The organism is Psychrobacter sp. D2 (assembly GCF_013608135.1).
Taxonomy (GTDB): Bacteria; Pseudomonadota; Gammaproteobacteria; order Pseudomonadales; family Moraxellaceae; genus Psychrobacter; species Psychrobacter cryohalolentis.
Window position 1 is genome coordinate 143,623 of record NZ_JACDXZ010000007.1, and the last position, 23,984, is coordinate 167,606.

Genomic DNA, 23,984 nt, shown 5'->3' on the forward strand with positions numbered 1-23,984 from the left:
CTTTGAGTTAACGATAACTCATTGTCTGGTTTCATCAAACAAGCTTATCAAAGCTCACTAAGCATCATTTCAAACAAACGCTCACATGTATGAGTAATATTTAGGACTCTTTATGAAGTTAATTTCGAACTACTTATCTAAAGCACTATTGGCGTTAGCAGTCATCGGCTGTTCAGCCAACGTTTTGGCCGCCAAACCAAATCTAGTATTACAACAGCCCAATGTTTCTTTAGAGTTAGCGAATCAATTAATCGATGCCACCATGGCAGCCTGTCATGCAGAGGGCAAATCTGCCGTTGTCGCGGTTGTTGATCGTGCTGGTAATTTAATCGCGCTACAGCGTGATGATAACGTTGGTCCGCACAATACTGATGCTGCTGTTCGCAAGGCATTTACGGCATTATCTACCAAAACGCCTTCACGTACTTTGGCGGATAATGCTCGCGCTAATCCAGACTCAAATAACTTGAATACGGTAAATGATTTACTGCTGATCGGCGGTGGTGTGCCATTAAAATTTGGCAATGATGTGATCGGCGCTATTGCAGCGGGCGGCGCAGGCGGTGCAGTACAAGATGAAAGTTGTGCGTTGAAAGCTATCGAAAAAGTCATGCCTAAGCAGAAGTAGTCAATGGCTTAGATATCGCTAGCAGTAGACATAAAAAAAGCCCTTAGGGGCTTTTTTGCATGAGCTCTAGAATGATTTTATGCAGCTAGCATTATAGACAAAAAGGGTTATCGATTTACTTCCGATTCTTCCGCGTTTTAAGGCGACGCAAGCGTTTCTCTTCTTCTTTAGCGACTCTTTTTTCTTCTGACGCGATACGTTGCTCAGCGACGACAACTTCTTCAGCCTCAGTCATAGCAGGCGTCTCCAAAGTGATACGCCCAATCTTACCGCTACGCAGCTCATTCACTAGGATTTCAGACATCCGGTAGGTATCGACTTTATTGCCCGCGCGCACGCAGCCACGATTACGCCCCGCTATTTCAAAGAACTCCCAATCGGTCTTAGGCAGTTCTTCAATTTTATAGCGGGTTTTTAGCAGCTCAGGATAGGCGGTTAGTAAATACTCAGCGGTATAACCGGCAACATCCGCAAAATCAAACGCCGTATCACGAATGCCGCCTGTTGCTGCCAAGCGATAGCCAGAGTTTTCGTTTTCAACTTTTGGCCACAGCATACCGGGCGTGTCATAAAGCATGATATCGTCGTCAAGTTTAATCAATTGCTGCGACTTGGTAACTGCCGGCTCATCACCTGTTCTAGCCACGGCGCGTCCAGCCAAAGTGTTGATCAAAGTCGATTTACCGACGTTTGGAATACCCATAATCATGGCTTTGATTTGGCGACCGGTACCAACTTTATTGGGAACGAGTTGTTTACAGATAGCAATGATACGTTTGACATCATTGGCTTTATCAGTATCGCAAGCAATGGCTTTAACACCGTTTTGCTGCTCAAGATAATCCATCCACGCTTGGGTCAGCTCAGGATCAGCAAGGTCGGCTTTGTTAAGAATTTTGATGACAGGTTTTTCGCCACGTAATGCTGCAACCATCGGGTTTTCGCTGCTATAAGGAATACGCGCATCAATCACTTCGATAACCACATCCATCTGCGGCATAATTTCTTTGATTTCATTGCGGGCTTTGTTCATATGCCCAGGGAACCACTGAATACTTACTCTCTTATCCATCTGCTTTTATAACCTTTTATAAAAAATGCTCAAAGTAAGACGATCGTCATTTACTTTTTATGGTGTTCAGTTTACTACAGAACCGCCGTGCTCACGGGACAATTTCACCTGCCTAGCCGTGCAACTATTTTTGAGCCTGAGCTTCTGTTTCATCGCGGACGGGCAGGCGGGCGGGCGGCAACGGTGCCAAATAACCAATCAATAAAATCAAGCTACCCGCACCAAGGAAAGAAATTACTCGCCAAATTGCCTCAGTCTGTGACAAATCAACTAAGACCAATTTTATAACTATAATACCCAATAAGCCAATGCCCATAAACCATAGCGAAGTTGAAAAAAACTGATGCAGCTTAGTGATATCGTACGTGATAAAATACATAAGGAGTATTTAATTAGTCAGTATTGAAGTTATTAAAGCGCCTTATCGCAAGCATTGCAGCAAGAGCACCTCACTGTTGAAAATAGGCATATAATCAAAATTTTATCTTTTCTGAACAAAAATTTAATAAGTTGGATAAGAAAATCAAACAGTACGCTGTGATGCGAAAATCGTACCAATTCTGGAATAGAAACTAAGTTTACAGAAGCAATAACGACAATTTGAAAGCTTTTGTAATAAAAGCTGTCGAGACTTGTTTAATAAATAGAATGAAGTAGATAATCGACGTGAGAGTTTGATTAAAAGTCTTAGAGGGAAGCTCGATAAGAAAACGCGGATAGAGACGTTATTTACGATTCATTGGAAACTAACACAAGGACAATTCACTTGGCAGCATTACAACCACAATTTCTTGCCCCATTAAAAGAACTGCTTCAGCAGCGTTTTGTACCGCATTTACCGCCACTACTTGGGCAAGGTGGACGAGAAGATTTACCAGAAAAACAGATTGCACGAGCTTTTAGTGCCTATGTAATACAAACACGTTTTGGCATAGATGCTAAATTGGCCGCTCAATCTGTATTAGACGATTATAATGATCAGGGTATCGATGCAATATACTTCGATGAAACTACTCGCAAATTATTTATCATACAGTCAAAATTTAAGTCTCGTGAGCAATTTCTATTACCTGAAGCACAATCCTTAATGACAGGCATTGAGTTGCTACTCGATAAAAACTTCGAAGCATTTAACCAAAACTTTAATAACTGCTGTGACTATATTGAAAATGCGCTTGATGAATGCGAAAGCATTCAAGTGCTGATTGCTTACACTGGTAGTGGTATCGCAAGTACAGCAAATAATGAAATGCAACGTAAACTCGACTCACTGGTTGAACGCGGTGAAGCTCAATTACAGTTGAACGTTGATGAATTTAACGCACAAGACGTCGAAGATGCCTTAAGAAGAGAGCAGGCCATATTAGCTATAAATGAAAAAGTAGCTGTTTATAAATGTACTACCAACAATGAACCTCGCAGTGCTGTGTTTGGCGTAGCTAAGGTGAGTGATTTAGTGAGTTTACATAACAAGCATGGTAAAGAGCTTTATGAAAAAAATATTCGCTACTTTATTGGTGCAGGTCGACGAGGAGTGAACAGTGCTATTAAACGAACATTACTCACTAGTCCACAAGATTTTTTCTTTTTAAACAATGGTATTACTATGGTAGGTAACCATGTGGAGGCTAAACGGCTGCAAAATAAAGGTGGCCCTCGAAACATTCAGGTACTTGGCCTATCCGTGGTTAACGGTGCGCAAACTATCGCCAGTGCGGCGCAGTTTATGGATGAAAACCCAGAGGTGGATATTAGCCAAGCACAGGTGATGGTGACCATTATCAACACTGGTAATGATGCTTTTCATAAGCAAGTAACTAAAGCGCGTAACTTACAAAACCCTGTCGATTTAGCTAGTTTTGCCGCTCTAGACGATACTCAAGAGCGACTACGCCAAGAAATGAAAATGTTTGGAGTGGAATACCTCTATCGGCCACAACAAACGGCAGGAACAGGTATTCGCAGTATTAATATCGATACCTTAGCAAAAGCCTTAGCTTGTATGCATACAGATATTCGAGTGCCTTACCAACTAAAAGCAGAGCCGAGTAAGTTTACTAATCAAGAAAGCGATGAATATCAGGTCATTTTCAGCCTTGATCTACAAGGAGCAAAGGCAATTAATGCAGTTAATTGTTATTTGGCCATTCAAGATTTATGCACAGCTGCAGAGCGTAGTAGTCCAGGCTCTGAAAAACTAGTGTACCGTCATTTTACCTACTGTATTGCTACGCTACTGATGGCACAATTTAAAAGCGCTATTGCTATACCCCATATTAAACAAAAAGCAGAATTTAAAACATTGATTAGTCAGCCCTTTGACGTATTACGCCAGCAGTTTTTTGATAGCTTTACGGCGATGGCATCAGGCAGCGCGCCACATGCTTACTTTAAACGCTTGGGTGATACCGCGCCGCTAATGCAAAGAGTATGGATTGATTACTTAAACTTGACACAAGACCAAGCAGTGATTGCTAAGCAAGCAAGCCTAACGGCTGACGACCCATATAATCAAGATTTATTTCGTTACTTAGCAGGGCAGACACAACGTCAACAAGGACAAACTGCTCAGCCAGCCAATCGGTAACTACCTGCCTCGCAAGCGCTAGTTAGATGTCATAAAAAGCTAAGTAAAAAAACAAGAGATGAGAGAAGGGTAACCATGAGCAAGACAAAATTAGAACTCACATGGATTGGCAAAAACGAGCGTAAAAAGCTCGAACCGCGAATTTTATTGGAAGACATGAGTAAGTCATATCTTGCCAGCCAAAAAGTCACTGAAAACGATATTTTTGATAATAAACTGATTTTTGGTGACAACCTGTTGGTATTAAAAGCTTTAGAGCAAGAATATATTGGTCAAATTAAATGTATTTATATTGATCCGCCTTATAACACAGGGCAGGCTTTTGAACATTATGATGATGGGCTTGAAAACTCTATTTGGTTAAACCTGATGAAACAAAGGTTAGAAATACTTTGGTCTTTACTAAAAAGTGATGGATATATAGCTGTTCAAATAGATGATAAACAATTCGCGCGACTTTATCTATTAATGGTCGAGATTTGTGAAGAAAGAAACTTAAAAACAATAATTGTCAAAATGAGTGAGGCTAGTGGTCTAAAGATGGGTTCTGTTAAAAAGTATGGTAGCGTACCAAAACTTAAGGAATATATAATTCTTGCCAAAAAAAATGGTGTAAAAGGCATTAAGCTAGAACCTGTGCCTAAAGAAAAATGGGACACTGAATACAATATATTTCTGGATTGTTTTACAAAAGAAGATAAAGAAGAAATAGATAAGTTTTGCCAAACGGAAGATGAGATTGGCGAGGACAGTTTAACCATTCTTGATAATATTGCTAAAAAAATAATTCTTAAGTCAGTGGCTGAAGTTTGTAAAGACTTGGGGTTGAAAGGGAAAGAAAAAGACAGCTGGTTATTTGAAAACTCTTATCGCATTTGTCAATGTGCCACATCTGCCTCTGTGTTAAATCTTGCGAATGAAAAAAGAGAAAAGATTCAGCAAGAGTTGTTTTTTGTAAAGTCCAAGAGAGGGATGATCTATTTTGTCAGAGGGAACTATTCGTCTGAGTCCAAAAAGCCAAGAGTTCAATTAATATTCGCTGAAGATAATCTAACCGTTCATCCTGGTGATCTGTGGACAGATATAAGAACTACTGGTCTTGAGGCCGAAGGGCAAGTTAGTTTCAAAAATGGCAAAAAACCTGAAGCATTGGTAGAAAGAATTATAAAAATGGCAACTGAGCCAGGCGATATAGTATTGGATTCTTTTGCAGGTTCTGGTACTACCGCTGCTGTGGCTCATAAGATGAATAGAAGATGGATTTCAGTTGAACGTGGAACGCAGTGTGACAGCCATATAATTCCGCGAATGAAGCGTGTAATAGATGGATTAGATCCGGCTGGAGTTACGAGTAAATATGGTTGGAAAGGAGGCGGAGGCTTCCGCTATTACAAACTTGCCCCATCACTAATTATAAAAGACAAATTTGGCTTAGAGGTGATCAATAAAGACTATAAGCCAGAAATGCTAGCTGAAGCCGTATGTAAGTTGGAAGGTTTTACTTATGCACCATCAAAAGTGGATTGGTGGGATCAAGGTTATTCCACTGAAACAGATCATATATACGTGACCACGCAGAGCTTATCGATGGAGAAATTAGAAGCACTTTCTGAAGAAGTTGGTAATGATCGTACTTTATTAGTAATGTGTGGAGCATTTCGCTGTGAAGCAGGCCGCTTTGCCAACTTGACCATGAAAAAACTACCGAAAGCTATTTTAGATAAGTGCCAGTTTGGTCAAGATGATTATTCGTTAAATGTTGTCAATCTCATGGATGATGACAACCAAGTGCAAGAGCAACTGTTAAAAGGATAATTATAATGACCATAGATATATCAAGCTTAAAACCTGAACAGTCATATGCTATTAATAATGTAATTGGCCGTTTAAGTTTACGCAAGCCGCAGCAAGATTCGCTGCATGCTTTGGCAGTAGCTATAGCTGCCTCGGAGCATAAAATACTCGACCCGAAACGTGACTTACCTGAGTTATTAGAAACCTTGAAACTCCAGTTTCCAAAGCTTAGCGACTTTGAACGTGATTTCCCATCGCTGTGTTTTGCCTTGGCAACTGGTGTGGGCAAAACTCGGTTGATGGGTGCGTTTATTACGTATTTGTATCAGATGCATGGCATTCGCAACTACTTTGTATTGGCGCCTAATCTGACCATTTATGAAAAATTGATCAGCGATTTTTCGCCAGCCTCGCCTAAGTATGTATTTAAAGGCATTACTGATTTTGTATTGTCACCGCCAGAAGTGATCACCGGTGACAACTACGAAAGCCGTGGTGCACAGATGCAAAATGACCTATTCGGTTCGGTTCGAATCAATGTGTTTAACATTGCCAAAATTAATACCGAAGTGCGTGGTGGTAAAGCGCCGCGTATCAAACGCTTAGCCGAAACTTTGGGCGAGAGTTACTTTGAATACCTTTCAAACTTACCCGATTTAGTGTTGTTGATGGATGAATCGCACCGCTACCGTGCCGATGCTGGTATGCGCGCGCTCAATGAGCTTAATCCGCTATTCGCATTAGAGCTAACGGCTACACCATTTACAGAATCAAGCCGCGGGCCTGTTTACTTTAAGAATGTGGTGATTGATTACCCACTGGCCTGCGCCATAGATGATGGTTTTGTTAAGGAGCCTGCAGTAGTCACCCAGCGTAATTTTGATGCTACTCAGTACGATAAAGAAGAGCTAGAAACAATTAAGTTAATGGATGGTATTCGTATACATGAGCAAACCAAGGTTGATTTAACTACCTATGCGTATGAAAATGATACCAAGCTAGTTAAGCCCTTTATGTTGGTGATCGCCCGCGATACCACACATGCCGCAGAGCTTTTATCCAAACTCGAAAGTGTGTTTGAGAGCCGTTACCGTGGCAAAGTGATTCAGGTTGATAGCAGTAAAAAAGAAGAAGAAACCATACAAGCACTACTCAATGTAGAAAATGTCGATGAGCCCACCGAGATTGTCATTCACGTCAATATGCTTAAAGAAGGTTGGGATGTGACTAACCTTTATACCATAGTGCCGCTTCGTGCTGCTAATGCCAGAACCTTGATTGAGCAGTCGATTGGTCGCGGTTTACGTTTGCCTTATGGTAAACGTACCGGCGTTGAGGCGGTAGATACTTTGAGCATTATTGCTCACGATAAATTCCAAGAAATTGTTGATGAAGCTAATGACCCTAGTAACCCGCTACGTTTAAAACAGCGAGAATTAGGTCGCCCAGAAGACGACGTAACTAAACTAAATGTACAGGTTAAATCCAACCTTGAGCAGCAGATAACAGGTGCAGGTGTCACAGCAACGGGCGCCAGTGGTAACAGTGAAGTACAAGAACCAAAATCTACTTATACCACGCAGAATCAGCAGACGGTTGCCTGCGCCGCACTGGATGTAATTAAGCAGTACCAAACACAGCCAACAGATGCACCAACCAGCAAAGCGCTATTGACAGCAGAGGTAAAAGCTAAGATCACTGAGCAAGTAAAAGCTCAGTTAACTCAAGAGCAGCGCGAATTATTTATTAAAGAATCGATAGACATCGCCGCTGTTGTTGAACAAGTCACAAAGCTTACTGTAGATAACACTATTGATATACCGCGGATCATCGTATCGCCTTCAGGTGAAGTGCGTACAGGCTATTATCCATTTGATTTGGACGTTGACGTTATTAAAGGCTTAAAGCCAATCGACCGAACGCTAATACAACAAAGCTTGCATGATAATCACCAAACTATTCGTGGTGAAGGCGACTCTGGCAACTGTGAACCAGTCAAACAAAACTATATTCTCAAAAAACTTTTCGACTACGACGATATTCCTTACGACGATCAAGCTGAATTGCTCTATGACTTAGCAACACAAGCCTTGGACACCCTCAAAGCGGAAAATAATGACGAGGTGGTTGAAAATATTTTGCAAAGCCAAAGTGATAATATTGTCAGTTTGATCCATGCTCAACTGAATAACCACTTTTTTGAGGAAGCAACAGAATATGTTGTAGATGTACGCAGTGGTTTTAGCACTTTACGCGAGTGTAGCTACACCGTTGCGCAAGATCAGCCAGTGCAAAATTATCGTGATACAGTGCGTGATTTAGGCCGAATTAAGCAAATGCTTTTTGGTGAGTTTAGCCGTTGTTTATATCCGTTACAAAAGTTTGATTCGGATACTGAACGTCGATTTGCAGTAATTTTGGAGCGTGAAAGTGAGAAGTGGTTTAAGCCAGCTAGAGGTCAGTTCAATATATACTACAAACGTGGTAGTGAACACTCAGAATATGTTCCAGATTTTGTGGTTGAAACTGCCAACTATGTTTTGATGATTGAAACCAAAAGTACGCAACATCAAAATCAAGATGGTAGCTGGAATGAAGAAGTAACGGAAAAAGCTCGAAGCGGTGTTAAATGGTGTCAACATACGACTGATTATTTGGTTCAACATGCAGGTAAGCCTTGGAAATATTTACTCATACCACATAATACTGTTAAAGAGTCAAATTCTATAGAATATTTTATTCAAAATTACGAATATTAGCCTCTATGATTTTTATCAACTTCCTGAGCTTGTTCAGGAGGCAACGGTGCCAAATAACCAATCAGTAAAATCAGGCTACCCGCACCAATGAAAGAAATCACTCGCCAAATTGCCTCAGTCTGTGACAAATCAACTAAGACCAATTTTAAGACCACAATACCCAATAAGCCAATGCCCATAAACCATAGCGCGCGCTGCCAATAGCGACTGGCGATAATGGTGGCGACCAATGCCAGTAGCGTCCATAAGATCGTCAGACCCGTTTGCACTTGCTCACTATCCCATGCGCCGCCAGTATGATCATATAATTCCGCTATCCACAGCGGTGTATGAATAAGAGCGTGCAGCGTTCTGACCAGCATACTAGAGAGTATCCAAAAGCTAATCAGCGCTAGTACGATCAACAACGTGTCACTCTTACGAATGGCGCTAAATAGATTTTGCAAGTGCTCGCTACGTTGACGCAATAAATAAACGCCCAATCCATAAAACAACACCAGCCACAACGTCACATCATACAAGTTAAGCAGGGGCAAATAGGGCAGTCCCCAAATCACGCCATCATAGGTGAAATTGGTAAAAATGACCCAGCACAATGTTAATGGCACAAATATTTTGGCGCAACCTAACAGCGCACGTTGCCAGTCAAACCAATACATAGAGAGCGGTGAAATTAGATTTTTCATCTGATTGTTATTTTGCTGACGATGCGTCAACCAGAGTCCGGCTAGCATAAGCGCAACCGGCACAAGGATGGTCATCACGCCTTTTGAATCGGGCAATCCATAATGTACTGCTTCTGCCAAAATGATGATTCCAGTACCAAGCCAGCTTGCGCTATCGTAACCTCTTAATTCTGCACCGTTATTGTCGTCGTTATTAGCACTGTTATGCCACGTCTTTAGCCATAATTGACCAAGAATCAGCCAGCCAATGAACAACGTTGTAAATATCGGCCAATAAAAGGCTGTCCATTGATAGTCAAATTCATACTCTTGTGGCAATTGTAATATCAGCATGGCATAAAATAACAGCAGCAAACCATGGCTAAATTGTCTGATTTCTCGCCATGAACGATATTGATTGATAAAATAATAAATAATCATGCTAACGACACTTGCTAAGGCAATAAGCGTCGATGTTGCCAATTGCCAGTTGGCAAGCCATTGGTCAAAATCGAGGACTAACACATACAGCAGCCAACCCACCGCAGTGAGCATTAACAGCCATATCAAAGAAGGACGTTGCCAAATGATTTTAAACGCGATACTTTGGTTGTTGACACTTTCAAACCATTGCTGAGTTGCTGTCTCGCTAAGGCCTAACGCTTTGCCGTATTCGGACAGCGTATTATTGGCGTTAAGCTGATTTTCAGAATCGTGGACAGATGGCATTGAGCCTTGCGTCGCTGTCATAGGCGATGAAATAGGTAATGAAATAGGCGAATTACTGGCACGTAAGATAAAGACGCTGGCAATTGCACTGATGGCAGAAATCGTTAATGCGAGCGTCGGATAGTAATCAAGGGTAATGACAAAGGTATTTGATAACATACCAATGCTAATTAGTTGCAATACTAAACCCAGTAATACTGACCATGCACGAAGAGAACGCCTGCCAAACCATACCAGCGCTAAGCCCTGCACCGACCAGCCGAAGGCAATCCATTCTGCATTTAATGCCAGCGGAATCACTAATGCTAAAAAGCCAAAGCCTAATGCCAGCATCCCTTCCGTAATCAATGCATAACGCTGACTGCGCTGAATAAACGTCCAGCCAAGCCCTAAGTATACAACTGCTAAAACTGTGCTAGTTAGGGTTAAAGCGTGATTGATATCGTACAGTAACGCTGAAAATAAACCAAATGCCATTAGCGGTACAGAGAACAGTAGCCCAATATCAATGGGAAACACATAGCTGGCATGCTGACTCTTCATATCAGCAGTCTGGTCGGTATCAGTAGCCGTAACGGTAGCGGCATCACTATCGTTATAAGAGATGTTATCGTTATAAGCAATGATGTGCTGTGCATAGCGAATGACGACGAATAAATACAGCAGTACATGTAGCGCGACGAGTAAGACCAATGCCCAGCGCTGATTATCAATCATGGCTGTTAAGGTTTCAGTCAGCCCCCAATAATATGCCAAGCCAAATGTGACGCTCGCGCCAAATAAATTGAGCACCTTCCATGGGCGATAATGGGCAATAATGGCAATGGTAATATTTAATAACAAGTAATAGCTAAAGAGTATCGTTAAGCTGCCAGTATCTTGACTGGTCAAAATCGGTGCAAAGAATCCACCGGATAATGCTAATAATGCCAAAGGAAAAGCGTTTTGGCGTACCGCTAAAGCGACCGTGACTGCTGATAATATGCCAAGCGCTATAAAGCTTGGCAGACTACCAATCACCTGATAGACGCTATAGGCAAAAAATGTGGTCAGATAAGCGATAGCTAAGCCAGTACCTTGCAAGCTGATACCATAGGCAAAGCGTTTTGCCGCCAGCTTTAAGCCTAATCCTGCCAGCCCTAATCCTATGATAATAATGACTGTTAGCTTGACGCCAATAGGCACTTGGATTAAGTCACTTAATAAGCGCAGAAGTAAAACCACGCCGATTAGTAAAACCAATACTCCAACACGCACCACTAAATTGCCACCCAAAAACCAGTTTTGAATCGAATAAAGAAGTGAGGTAACAATAGGAAATGAGCGCTCGTCAGGTTCTATCGGCGCATTAGCGGCTTTATCGATCAAAAGCTGGCTATTGGAAACTGATGATTGTTTTGCAGATGTTGATACAAAGTTATTTGATAGAGGATTAGAGGATAAAGCACTAAGTGGTAATGGGGGCGGCATTGATTTTTCTGTTGATGACAATGCATCATCCCCAGATAATTCGATGTCAAAGATACTTTTTACAGCAGCATCTTCTATAGCAGTGGTAGTATTCTTTTGCTGCTCAAGCTCGCTCTTTAGCTGCGTCATGTCTTGACGCAGTTGTGCCAATTGCTGATGCAGCCTAATATAAAGGGCAATCATAATTACTATTAAAGTAATTACAACCAGCCAGCCTAAAGAACCCATCAAAAAATATAGCATCATTCCCACTCAATCTGTCTATCCATTGAGTGATAATGACGCTATTTGATTGTAAGCACAAGAGTGACGCGGCCAACACGCCACAAATGAGCTTATTCAAAGAAATTTAAAGGGCTTAAATAAGCTTATTGAATGTCAAAGTAGTATAAAAAGCTATTATGCCAAATTGTCTTTCATAAACTCTAGCATATTGTCCCAGCTCTGTTTAGCCGCCGTCTCGTTGTAACCAAGATCAACATCATTTTTCGCTGCACGCTCATCGGCATGTGGGTTGGTAAAGCCATGCTTAGCACCATCATAAACATCAATAGTGTAATCAACGTTCGCCGCATCTAGCTCTGACTTAAGACCTTCTATCGCATCCATAGATACCATAGAGTCATCACGACCATGAGCAACCAATACTTTAGCAGTGAACTGCTCATCGGCAGGCTGCTTCGGTGATGGGTTGCCGTGGAAGGTAGCGACTGCTTTTAATGGCATACCTTCGCGCGCCATATCAAGGACGATTTTACCACCAAAGCAATAGCCAATTGCACCTAACTTATCGCTATCAACGGCTAGCTGATCGCTAAAGTCATTAAGAATCAGCTGGCAGCGTGCCATGAGCATCTCTTGATCAGCTAATACTTGCTCCATCCACATATTTGCTTGTGCAGCATCGGTAGTCAGTTTGCCTTCGCCGTATACGTCCATAGCGACCGCGGCATAGCCTGCTTTTGCTAAGCGTTCAGTGACATTCTTTGGATGCTCGACTACGCCCCACCATTCGGGCGCGACCAAAATGCCAGCGACAGGATTATCATCTGTCGCATTTTCTGGTAATGCGACATAGCTAATCAATTGCACGCCATTTTCAGTGGTACTGATTAATTCAAACGTCTTAATTGACATAGTGTTGTCCTTCTTTAGGTAATGAAATTTACGTCATAAGTATCAGATATCTGTATTTTTTGAGTGATCTATTTGCTGACCTTTACTACCATAACGCCCAACTTAGTCAAAAACAGCTATAATACTGTAACGCTCTTTGTCAAAATGATACGGCAGTTTTATGACCCTAAACTTGTTAAATAACGATAAATCCCACTTAAGAGCTGCTACGGACACGCCTTTATTATTTGAAGGTGGCTCAACTGAATCACTGCGCCCGCAGTTTTGGTCACGCTATACGCTAGCAGAATTAAACCCTAGCGAATGGGAAGCCTTGTGTGATGGCTGCGGCAGTTGCTGCTTGATTAAATATATTGATGAGGACGAGCAGGGTAATGTTGATGAAGATTTGGTGGAATATACTGATGTAACCTGCCAGCTAATGGACTGTGCGACTGGCTATTGCAGGCATTATGCGACACGCCAAGAGCATGTGCCAGATTGCATTCAGCTGACGATTGATAATCTACCGAATATGATGTGGCTACCGTCGCACTGTGCCTATAAACGTTTATATAAAGGGCAAAGCTTGCCAAATTGGCATTTATTATTGACTCAAGATGCAGTGGCAACTCAGCAACAAATGCGCGCTGCCAATGTCGGCGTAGCAGGGCGCTGCGTGACTGAGATCGGTATGGATGATGAAGAGATGGAAACGCGCGTGGTAAATTGGGTAACGCCTTAATAAGCTCTGATCTTTTTATTGTTGAAATCTTTAATCTCTTGTAGCAGTGATATCAATGTGAAGCTTGAGCGGCAGATTTAGCATTTGCTTCGGCAATATTTTGCGAATCAGCCAATGGCGGAATAGGAATGCTTTGTCGAATTTGCCGTGAAAATTCGCTGCCATGAATATCGCTGCTATTCTGAAATCCTTTAACCTTTGGATTGATATGGGTGCGCTCATACCACGTATCCATCGACCAAGGTTGTCCTCTATTTTCGGGATTGGCGTCTAACATACCGGCATCATAAAGATAATTGGGCAACCAACCAGAGACCCAAATCCTGTAGTCCCATGGCAGACGATCATCACTGACCAGACGCGCCATATAAAAGATAATATTGGTACAGTTGCTGGTTAAAGTGTTGTACCACGCAGGCTTGGCATTAAGCTCATCAGCGGCTGTCAAATACGACTCAAACAATGCTTTGACTTCATGCTGCTGCAGATGGCTAATGGGAAACAGATACACCTGCTCACCGCGCGCGTTAGTACGTGTGTAGATAATATCGCGCTCTTCAGCGGCAATCAGGCTCAATTCAAAACGTCTAAAAAACCCTGCCAATGCCGAAAACGATTCGCCATTCTCTTTACGAATCTCAAATGAAAAGGCAAGAGGGCGCTCATCTTCAAACCGAAAGCTCAATAAAGTATGAGCAATCAGTGGTCCCATCCAGTACGAATTACTCACATCGATACCCGATAGTTTAGACATATCAATCGTGCGCGTCTCCCAGCGCTCTGTCGCTTCTGTGTCGGTATGCCAATCAAAATTTCGTACATTGGTGAGTGTAATCAGATTAGGATTGCTAGGATCGCGCCTATAAGTGACTCTTTCAGAAACTTCTGGCATCCAGTCACGTGATTGCTCTGCTTCAATAGAGAAAAACCAGCCAAGACCGATTAGCCAAAATGCAATATAAGTGGCTATAAGGCTTTTAACAACAGTCTTTGCAGAAATACGTTTACTATTCACTTTCCTTATGCCAGTGAGCCTGTTTATCAGTGTCTCAGCCATGCTTATCCGCAAGCGAATAGCAAGCAGTGCTGCCAGTAGCCCAATGACAGTAAGTGTTGTGAACCACGTGATAACTGATTGACCACCGAATTGATACCAAATCGCTAGCAATAGCCAAACCGCTGACAGTAACAGCGTTAGCGCAATAAAAAATTGCAGCAAATAATATCGCCACTTGGGTTTGGTCGGCTTAGTTTTTAGTGGCTTACGATTCGATGGTTTATTCAATGTGCTATTTGCCTTGTCATTATTTAACTGATGATTGCCTAAGCCATTGTCTGAACGATGACCAGTTGAGTGCGACGAAAATAGGCGAGAAAAAAAGGCACGTAGCGACATAAGGTTTATTTTGCCTTTGTGTTGGCTTTTATTAAGAAAGAAACAGGCTTTGACCATAGCAAAAATTGCAACACACTGACAATACAATTTGAGTGAATTTGACGTTGAATGTCGCCAAGCCTTGCGATAAAGTAAACCTGATTAAGATGGATGATTTGTGCTTTAATATCCTCTTAATGATAAGCTGACTGTTTTATTTAGCCTTTTTATCCCCATCTATCATTTTTATGATTCTAATTGCCATTACATTAATTAAAGAGGTTAACTCACACCATCATGTCTGAAGATGCTCCAAGCCCGAGTAGTTGGTCGATGCGCGGCTTAAAACGCTGGCTATCGACCGCCCCCGAAACCCGAGATGAACTGATACGTTTGGTGCAAGACTCGCGCCAATTTCTAGAACCTGACACCGTGGATATGTTAGAAGGTGTGCTTGATTTGCCTGCAACACAAGTGCGTGAAATCATGACGCCGCGCCCGCAAGTGGTTGGGCTACATGAAAGCGCCAGCCTTGCTGAAGTCATGGACATCATCCTTGAGACCACTCATTCGCGCTATCCGGTTTTTGACAGCCAAGATGATGATGCGGTCATTGGTATTCTGTTGGCAAAAGATTTGATTCCTCTGTTGGTGCACATGGTGCGCGATGAAGAAGAGAAAATCAGTAGCAAGCGCTTAAGAGATTTGGTGCGTCAGCCACTCTATATCAGTGAAAGTGCACGCTCTGATACTTTGCTGCGCTCATTGCAGCGTACCCAAGTTCATATGGCGATTGTTGTCGATGAATTTGGCAATTTTGGTGGTGTGGTCACGATGGAGGATTTGCTTGAGGAAATCGTCGGTGACATCGTCGATGAGCATGATGATTTTGATGAAGACAGTGACATTAATAATATCGTCGCTGACCCTGAAAAGCCCAATACTTGGCGGGTGCAAGCTTCTACCGTGATTGAAGATTGTAATGATGAGCTTGGTTGTCATTTTGATGATACTGATGTCGATACCATGGGTGGCTTGGTCATGCAGACCCTTGGTCATGTCGGAGATTTAGAAGGTGAGAGCGTGGTCATAGACGATTGGCAAATCACTATCACTGATGTCGAAGGGCGTTTTATTCAAAATCTTGAGCTGACTAAAATTAATCCTGAACAACAAATCTTAATTGGCAGCCATTAAACACTTTGTTGAATAAGTTGAGCCTATTGATTAAAGCTATTAACAATACGCTTAATAAGGGTCATAAGCATACAAAAAACACGATTGCGATCGTGTTTTTTGTTTTTTAGCATTTGTAATCACTCTTTGGTCGATAAATTGGTCGATAAAACACGCAAATTTACCCATTATTTTGGACAGACTGCTATTATGAGCAAGTTTGATTTTTGACGGCTGTATTGAGCATAATATGCCTGTTTTTATATGAAACGTCGATTGAATCATCAAGATTTGAAATTACTGAATAATAAAGTTTTGGATAACTGCTATGCGTCTGTCTACTGTTGATTTGCAAAAACGTCTAAACCCTGAGAAGCCAAAGGGCTTACCTCTGGTGCTGACGATATTGATTGCGTGGCTGGCAGGCGCAATATTTATCTTTGCACTCGCGCCTTATGGCTTTTGGCCTGTGGCTCTGGTCTCTCCGGCGATTTTATACGCGTTATTATTGCCACAGATGAGTGGTAAGCGAGCATTTTTTATTGGTCAGGCTTATGGTACAGGGCTTTGGTGTGTGGGGGCGTTTTGGTTATATACTTCCATTCATGTGTATGGTGATACGCCAGTATGGCTTGCGCTGATTATGATTGCGCTAATGGGTCTGGGCATGGGGTTATTCCATGGCTTTTTGGCGCTGACTTTTAATCGGCTGGTTGGCAAGCAGCCGTTATCATTTGCCGCGCTATGGATATTGCAAGAGTGGATGAAGACTTGGCTGTTTACAGGCTTTCCGTGGCTGTTTGTCGGTTATGCGTTTACTGAGCAGTATTGGCTGTCGTCATTGGCACCAGTCGCTGGCGTGTTTGCTGTATCGTTTGTGGCCGTATTATTAGCAGCCAGTATCGTGGAGCAATTTCGCCGTCGCGGTGGTTATCTGATTGCTACGTTTGCGCTATTAATCATTAGTACTTCTTTATGGCTCATCAATCCACAATGGACGAAGCCAAAGGGCACACCTGATTTGTCGGTGTCGTTAATTCAGGGCAATATCCCCCAAGACTTAAAGTGGCTGACTGAATACCAAATAGAGACGCTAAAAATATATGCAACTTTGACCAGTACAGAATGGGAACGTGATATTGTCGTATGGCCGGAATCTTCTATTCCTATGTTTCAAGATGAAGCGGTTGGTTTTATCAATGAAATGGTAAAAATGGCAAAAGAAACCGATACCACATGGGTCACAGGTATTCCTTATCGAGATCAAGCAGACTTTGATCCAAAAATGGATAAGTACCCGCCGTTTTATAATAGTGTGATTGCGCTTGGTAGTGATGCGGAAGGGATGTATAAAAAGCAGCGTTTGGTCCCATTTGGTGAATATATTCCTTTTGAGGGTATGCTAGATATCTTGCCGAATCTTGCTGGTAGCCAAGATATCATGAGCTATAGCCGTGGTAGTGATAGCCAATCACCGCTGCGTGTACGTGGGCATAATCTGGGCGCGGCAGTATGTTATGAAGTCGCTTATCCTGATACCACGCGCAAAAATGCTATCGATACTGACTTTTTATTGACCATCTCAAACGATGCATGGTTTGGCACTTCAGCGGGTCCGCTGCAACATCTACAAATGGTACAGATGCGCGCATTAGAGAACGGGCGCTGGTTTATGCGCGCGACCAATACGGGTGTGACTGCTATTATTGACCACAAAGGGCGTATCGTTAAACGTGCCCCGCAGTTTGAGCGTACCGTATTACGTGGCGATGTTCAGGCGCGTGTCGGTAATACTCCTTTTATGCGCTTTGGTAATTATCCTATTTTAATCGTGATTGCGCTGCTATTGTTATTGAGCTATCTTGGCAAACGATCAACGCCTCAAACACGTACGATTGAGTAATTACACCGTAAATATACGGTGGCTATCATATTTTTCGATAATAAAACCTTTAATTAGTTGAGGGTTTTAACAAATCGACATAAATTGCGATATAATAGCTCAATATTTTAAATATTTTGTGCAAGGTGGATAAGGTATGTCAGAACATATTGTCGAAAACAACCCTAAAAAAGAGCTATTGTTGACTTTAGGCGGTGTCGCCTTATTTTTAGGTATCGTCTTATTGATCGGTATTTCTGGTTTCTTGCGCCCAGCGGGAGAGCATATCACTGCTGAAACTATGCCAGCAGTTGAAGCAGAAGCACCTGCAACCGCAACCGAAGAGGCAGCAACTGCTACTGCACCAGCAGCAGATAATACCGCAGTGGCGACTGCTACTCCCGCGGATGCGACAGTGGCTCCAGTAACTGACGCTGATAGTGCCGTTGTTAGTGCAGAAGCAGGTACAGCTACTGCTGAAGGTACAGTAAGTCAAGCGGCAGTTGCCGATGCTGATTTAACAGCAGAACCTGCTGATGGAGTAGCAGCGGAAACTACTGAAAAAGCGCCTGCTGCACAGTAATTTTGCTGTTTTAGAGTGTTAGCATAAATATAGCGATGAGCAAGCTGTCTATAATTAAGTCTCTAAATGTAGCGTTCAGTCTCTAATTAGTGACACTGCCATTGCTGCTATGATTACGACTCAGCACAACCATAAAAACCCCGTTCTCAATTATGGAGAGCGGGGTTTTTTTATGGTTGTTTGTGTAATTATTGACCAATTCTCTCTTTACTTGCTTCCGAGCAGGTGAAACAATATTGCGCCTATAAAACCACTGACTAAAAGAATTAGGAATTGGGGCATTATCTAAGTGGAATTTAAGGGAATAGATTTATGAATATAGAATCAAAATCAGAGGTGAGTGCTGCCGAATTGGCATCGCTAGAAAACGGCTTTATGGGACATCCTAAGCCGTTACGCCCGTTATTTTTCACTGAAATGTGGGAGCGTTTTTCTTATTATAGTATCCGTCCGCTACTGGTATTGTTTATGGTAGCGACTGTCGGTAGTGGGGGTTTTGGCTTTGATGAAGTGACTGCCTCTGCCATTTATGGTATTTTTGCCGGTTCGTTGTATTTAGCAGCTGTACCGGGCGGCTGGCTAGCTGACAACTGGCTCGGTCAAGAGCGTGCGCTATGGTGGGGCAGTATTATTATTGCCTTGGGTCATTTGTGTATCGCGCTTTCTGCTATGTTCGGTATGACACTGTTCTTTATGGGTCTTATCTGTATCGTCTTGGGTTCAGGCTTGTTTAAAACCTGTATCTCAGTGATGGTTGGTGCCTTATACCCTAAGGGCGATTCGCGCCGCGATGGTGGATTTACTTTATTTTATATGGGTATCAATATTGGCGCGCTATTGGCAGCACTGATTGTGGGTGTATTTAAAGAAAAAGGGATGTGGCATATAGGTTTTGGCGTTGGTGGACTTGGTATGTTGGCTTCGCTAATCATTTACCGCTTTTCTGCTAAAAAGACGTTAAATCGTTATGCCAGTGCCAAAAACATCACCCCTGAATGGGAACAAACGACAGGACTGTTTAAAAACGTCGGTCAGTGGGTTGTAGGATTCTTAGCTTTGCTAGTTGCCATCGTGGTTTTAGTATCCACTGGTATCATGCCATTTAACCCTGAAATGGTCGCAGAATATATGACTTATGTCATTGCTGCAGTGGTCATCTTATATTTTGCAGTAATGGCTATTTCACCAAGACTGGATAAAACAGATAAGCTGCGCTTGTTGATTTGCTTTATTTTGATCATTGGCTCGACGCTATTTTGGTCAAGTTTTGAGCAGCAACCAACGTCTTTTAACTTGTTTGCCGATCGCTATACAGATCTAAATGTTTTAGGGTTTGAAGTACCCAGTATCTGGTTTCAATCATTGAATCCGTTGTTTATCTTAATATTAGCGCCTATAGCTAGTATTTTATGGGTCAAGCTTGGCAATCGAGGTCTTGAGCCAAGTAGTATGACGAAGTTTGCGCTTGGTATGTTACTTGCGGCTGCTGGTTTTGCCTTGATGATATTTGCATCAAAAAGCATCTTAACCGCTGATGGCGGCTTGGCATCACCTTTATGGTTGGTTGGTAGTCTATTACTACTGACGCTTGGTGAGTTGGCACTGAGCCCTGTTGGGTTGTCTGCTATGACGAAGCTTGCGCCAAAAGGTATGCAAGGGCAGATGATGGGACTGTTCTTTGCTTCTGTTGCACTTGGCAACTTAGTTGCGGCATTCTTTGGTGGTCATGTCTCAGCAGATAAGATTGAAGGATTACCCGGATTGTTTACCACTATGACTGTCTTTTTGGTAGTAACGGCAGTTATCTTGCTATTATTGGCAAAACCTATCAATAATATGCTCAAGCAAAGCGAGCATGCGGATCAAGCCAGCTAGATAACCAGTTATTGATTAGAGGAGTGGTCCAAGTCAGTGACTGATGATAAGACGTGTTACCATTATGGGTAGCACGTCTTATTTTTTAACTTGGCAAGATATTTGCCTAAGGCTATTGAAAGCTGACTGTCTGCCCAAACATCTAAGGGTATTATTTTTACTCTTACGCTTCATCAACTTTGTCTGATTACTATGCAAAATGACTTTGCCTAATATCATTTGCCTAATCTTTGTTATTTTTTAATTCACATGAAGAACCAAAGCAATTTCTCAAATAAGACGGCTATCCATAGTCGCCTCACGTTATTTTTTAAACGCTGATTTTTAAATACTAATTTTTAAACACTCATAAGGAATTACCTAATGAATAAACAAGCCATTCATGATCGTATCGAGAGCTTACGTCAAACCCTAGCAGCACAAGACCTGACAGCGATTATTGTCCCTTCTGCTGATCCGCATCTGTCTGAGTATTTACCAGAATATTGGCAGGCGAGGCTTTGGTTGTCAGGCTTTACCGGTTCGGTCGGTACATTAGTCGTTACCGCTGACTTTGCTGGTCTGTGGACCGACAGCCGCTACTGGGTACATGCAGCTGAGCAATTGGATGGCACGGGTATTACTTTAGAGAAGCTAGCACCGGGTCAGCCAAACCATATCGATTGGCTCGCTGCGCACCTGGCGGAAGGTGATAGCGTGGCAGTCGATGGCAATGTACTGTCTATCGCTGAGCAAGATCGCTTGCTTGATGCCTTTGAAGCCAATGATATTACCTTAATTACTGAGCGTGATCTATTGACGGAAGTATGGACTGACCGTCCAGCATTGCCAGCAGCCAGTTTATATGTACATGATGCACAGTTTTTAGCGCAGTCTGCTATCGACAAACTTGCCGCAGTCCGTGCGGGTATGGCAGGGGCGACGCATCATTTGCTCTCGAGCTTAGATGATATTGCTTGGCTGACCAACTTACGCGGCGCTGATGTTGATTATAATCCTGTGTTTTTGGCACATATGCTCATTAGCGAAAACGACGCGACATTGTTTATTGATAATAATAAAGTCAGTAGCGAGATAGCACAAAGCTTGAAAGATAGCGGCATCGCAATTGCTGATTATGAGGCAGTGCAAGACGCATTAGGTACGCTCACAGCCGATGACTTATTGCTATTAGACCCGAGTAAAGTGGCAGTGGGTACGCTATCTAAAATGGCCGATGGCGTAGGTTTTATTGAGCAAATGGCGCCAAGTACTTTGCTAAAATCGGTTAAATCTGACGCTGACATCGATCATGTACGTGAAGCGATGCGTCAAGATGGCGCAGCATTATGTGAGTTTTTTGCCACCTTTGAGCAGCGTTTAGCAGACGGTGAACGTTTAAGTGAGCTGGATGTTGATAGTATGCTGATTGAGGTACGTAGTCAGCAGCCACATTATGTGTCGCCAAGTTTCCCGACTATCGCAGGTTTCAATGAAAACGGTGCTTTGCCGCATTACCGCGCAACACCAGAAAAATTCAGCTATTTAGAGGTAAATGAAGGCGAAGGCGGACTGCTACTGATTGATTCAGGTGCTCAATATCAAAACGGCACCACAGATATCACCCGCGTGGTTGGCATCGGTCAAGTAAGCACGGAACACAAACGCGACTTTACCACCGTACTTAAAGCACATATTGCTTTAGCAAAAGCACATTTTCCTGATGGTATTGCCTCACCACTGATTGATGCGATTTGCCGTGCGCCACTATGGCAAGCGCAGATGGATTATGGTCATGGTACAGGTCACGGCGTTGGTTATTTCCTCAACGTCCATGAAGGTCCACAAGTCATTGCTTATAGTGCCAGCACGCCAAAAGAGCGCGCGATGAAAGAAGGCATGATATCCAGTAATGAGCCGGGTCTATACCGCGAAGGCAAATGGGGTATTCGTATCGAAAACTTGATGGTTAATAAACGTGTTTCTCATCCAGTAGAGACGGAATTTGGTGATTTTCTTAATTTTGAGACTGTTACTTATTGCCCAATTGATACGCGTTTGATTGAGCCGTCATTATTAAGTCAAATAGAGGTCGATTGGCTGAATGACTATCATCGCCAAGTCTATGCAGAGCTAAAAGACCGTGTTGAAGGTGCGGCACTTGAGTGGCTAACGGAGCGTACGCAATCAATATAAGAGGAAGTAGCTTATTTTTAGGTATGTCTCGTCCTAAAATATATTGATAGTTTTTGCTAAGCCAGATACCCTGAATATCTGGCTTTTTTGTATTAAGCAGGAGATAAATAACCGTCATGTACCTCAGCAGGTGTTCTCATATTTAAACTTAAATGCGGTCTGATATGGTTATAGACATAAACAGACTCATCGATCAGCTGTTTAAGCTCACTCATCGTATTGCACTCATACAACAAGAACTCATTCTTTAAAATCCCATTAACGCGCTCAGCCAATGCATTTTGATAACAATCATAGCCATCGGTCATAGACGGTGTGATGTTATTTGCTCTAAGCACCTCTTGATACTCTGATGCACAGTACTGTAGACCTCTATCAGAGTGATGAATCGCTTTATGAGTATAACGCCGCCTTTGAGCTGCCATCTTAAGCGCTTTTACAACCTCAGTCGCTGGCATACTCTCACTTAAATGATATCCCATAATCTGTCTTGAATACCCATCCGTCACTAAAGATAGGTAGTGCGTCCCTTGTTTGGATGTGACATAAGTAATATCAGCCACCAAGGTTTGTTCAGGCTTGATAGGCGCAGGGGCATCTTTCGTTAGATTGGGATGCTTTTTCATCCAGTGCTTACTAAAGGTCGTCTTTGTATAGCTACGTTTGGGCTTAACCAACAAGCGGTGTGCTCTTAGATAATCAAAGAAGCCATCACGGCCAATCTTTATGCCATGAGCCATCAGCTTAGGCTTAATGAGCCAATATAACTTCCGACCTCCTATGCGAGGCATGAGCATTCGATACGCTTGCACCCAGTCTTTGATGACAGTAAACTTGCTTGCTTTGTCATGCTGCCGAATACGATGTTGATATACCGCTTGCGGACTAACACTAAGCAAACGACATCCTTGAGCTAAACTTATTTGTTTGTCTGTTTTGAGTTTCCAAAGGATGCCGTAGAAGACTTTTTTCTAGCATTTTCTCCATAGTCATTTTCAAATACTTCGACTACTTTACTTAAAATAAGGTTATGTGCTTTAGCATCAGCCAGTTCACGCTCTAAACGTTTGATGGTTTGGGCAGGGGTTTCTTTATGCGGCATAGTCTGGCTCTTAAGGGGATGGATCCAGTCTAATTTACCATGCTTTCGCAGCCACACCAAAACGGTACTGCGTCCTTGTATGCCATAAATTGCTTGCGCTTGTTTATAGGTCATGTCGCCTTTTTCTATACTGTCAACGACGGCTAATTTAAAGCCTAAGGTGTAATCTTTTTGAGTGCGCTTAACCTTTACAGTGTCTAACTTGTCCATGAATAAGCTCCTTTTTCGTAAACTTATTTCAGGACGGGACA

The 23,984-nt window shown here is 42.5% G+C and carries 15 protein-coding genes and 1 pseudogene; 10 read left to right on the top strand and 6 right to left on the bottom strand.

Translation table 11 applies throughout. The features are described 5' to 3' along the window. Positions 1-112: 112 nt before the first annotated feature. A complete protein-coding gene (locus H0262_RS10160; protein ID WP_181210663.1) occupies positions 113-628 on the top strand; it encodes a heme-binding protein in 516 nt (171 codons plus the stop codon). 115 nt (positions 629-743) lie between these two features. Here H0262_RS10160 and ylqF read toward each other — a convergent pair whose 3' ends face one another. Next, positions 744-1,700 carry a ribosome biogenesis GTPase YlqF gene (ylqF, locus tag H0262_RS10165; RefSeq protein ID WP_181210664.1) on the bottom strand — a complete coding sequence of 319 codons (957 nt, stop codon included), beginning with the start codon at positions 1,698-1,700 and terminating at the stop codon, positions 744-746. Positions 1,701-1,824: 124 nt separating this feature from the next. Continuing rightward, positions 1,825-2,025: pseudogene (locus H0262_RS10170) on the bottom strand (DUF2339 domain-containing protein); the annotation flags it as partial. Positions 2,026-2,466: 441 nt separating this feature from the next. Here H0262_RS10170 and H0262_RS10175 point away from each other — a divergent pair. The 3 genes from H0262_RS10175 (at position 2,467) to H0262_RS10185 (ending at position 8,840) form a co-directional block, all read left to right on the top strand. Further along, positions 2,467-4,287 (top strand): AIPR family protein, encoded by a 1,821-nt coding sequence (locus H0262_RS10175; protein ID WP_181210666.1) that lies wholly within the window; start codon positions 2,467-2,469, stop codon positions 4,285-4,287. 75 nt (positions 4,288-4,362) lie between these two features. Further along, positions 4,363-6,102, top strand: coding sequence for a site-specific DNA-methyltransferase (locus H0262_RS10180; RefSeq protein WP_181210667.1), 1,740 nt, complete (start codon positions 4,363-4,365; stop codon positions 6,100-6,102). 5 nt (positions 6,103-6,107) lie between these two features. Beyond that, on the top strand, positions 6,108-8,840 hold the full coding sequence (locus tag H0262_RS10185) for a DEAD/DEAH box helicase (RefSeq protein WP_181210668.1): 2,733 nt from the start codon (positions 6,108-6,110) through the stop codon (positions 8,838-8,840). Here the strand turns inward: H0262_RS10185 and H0262_RS10190 are convergent. Together H0262_RS10190 and H0262_RS10195 are read right to left on the bottom strand one after the other, a co-directional pair. Beyond that, positions 8,837-11,950, bottom strand: coding sequence for a DUF2339 domain-containing protein (locus H0262_RS10190; RefSeq protein ID WP_181210669.1), 3,114 nt, complete (start codon positions 11,948-11,950; stop codon positions 8,837-8,839). The genes H0262_RS10185 and H0262_RS10190 overlap by 4 nt on opposite strands. Before the next feature lie 153 nt (positions 11,951-12,103). Beyond that, complete coding sequence (locus H0262_RS10195) at positions 12,104-12,841, bottom strand: dienelactone hydrolase family protein (RefSeq protein WP_181210670.1); 738 nt, start codon at positions 12,839-12,841, stop codon at positions 12,104-12,106. Positions 12,842-13,001: 160 nt separating this feature from the next. Between H0262_RS10195 and H0262_RS10200 the strand changes: the two genes are divergently transcribed. Beyond that, positions 13,002-13,565, top strand: a complete 564-nt coding sequence (locus H0262_RS10200; protein ID WP_181210671.1) for a YcgN family cysteine cluster protein — start codon at positions 13,002-13,004, stop codon at positions 13,563-13,565. Positions 13,566-13,617: 52 nt separating this feature from the next. Here H0262_RS10200 and H0262_RS10205 read toward each other — a convergent pair whose 3' ends face one another. Then, positions 13,618-14,961, bottom strand: a complete 1,344-nt coding sequence (locus tag H0262_RS10205; RefSeq protein ID WP_181210672.1) for a DUF4105 domain-containing protein — start codon at positions 14,959-14,961, stop codon at positions 13,618-13,620. 276 nt (positions 14,962-15,237) lie between these two features. Between H0262_RS10205 and H0262_RS10210 the strand changes: the two genes are divergently transcribed. From H0262_RS10210 to H0262_RS10230, 5 genes are all read left to right on the top strand, one after another. Then, positions 15,238-16,137, top strand: a complete 900-nt coding sequence (locus H0262_RS10210) for an HlyC/CorC family transporter (RefSeq protein WP_011514586.1) — start codon at positions 15,238-15,240, stop codon at positions 16,135-16,137. A 307-nt stretch (positions 16,138-16,444) separates the two neighbouring features. Continuing rightward, on the top strand, positions 16,445-18,019 hold the full coding sequence (gene lnt, locus H0262_RS10215) for an apolipoprotein N-acyltransferase (protein ID WP_181210673.1): 1,575 nt from the start codon (positions 16,445-16,447) through the stop codon (positions 18,017-18,019). Positions 18,020-18,155: 136 nt separating this feature from the next. Then, positions 18,156-18,581: a hypothetical protein gene (locus H0262_RS10220; protein ID WP_181210674.1), complete on the top strand. Its 426-nt coding sequence runs from the start codon at positions 18,156-18,158 to the stop codon at positions 18,579-18,581. Positions 18,582-18,893: 312 nt separating this feature from the next. Next, the gene (locus H0262_RS10225) at positions 18,894-20,456 is read left to right on the top strand and encodes a peptide MFS transporter (protein WP_181210675.1); all 1,563 of its coding nucleotides are present in this window, start codon (positions 18,894-18,896) and stop codon (positions 20,454-20,456) included. Between the two features lie 363 nt (positions 20,457-20,819). Continuing rightward, positions 20,820-22,631 carry an aminopeptidase P family protein gene (locus H0262_RS10230; RefSeq protein WP_181210676.1) on the top strand — a complete coding sequence of 604 codons (1,812 nt, stop codon included), beginning with the start codon at positions 20,820-20,822 and terminating at the stop codon, positions 22,629-22,631. Between the two features lie 92 nt (positions 22,632-22,723). Here H0262_RS10230 and H0262_RS10235 read toward each other — a convergent pair. After that, positions 22,724-23,943 (bottom strand): IS3 family transposase gene (locus tag H0262_RS10235; protein ID WP_181209883.1). Its coding sequence is split into 2 segments (ribosomal slippage): positions 22,724-23,604 and positions 23,604-23,943, totalling 1,221 coding nucleotides; the frame shifts between segments, so codons are not numbered across the junction. Between the last annotated feature and the right edge of the window lie 41 nt (positions 23,944-23,984).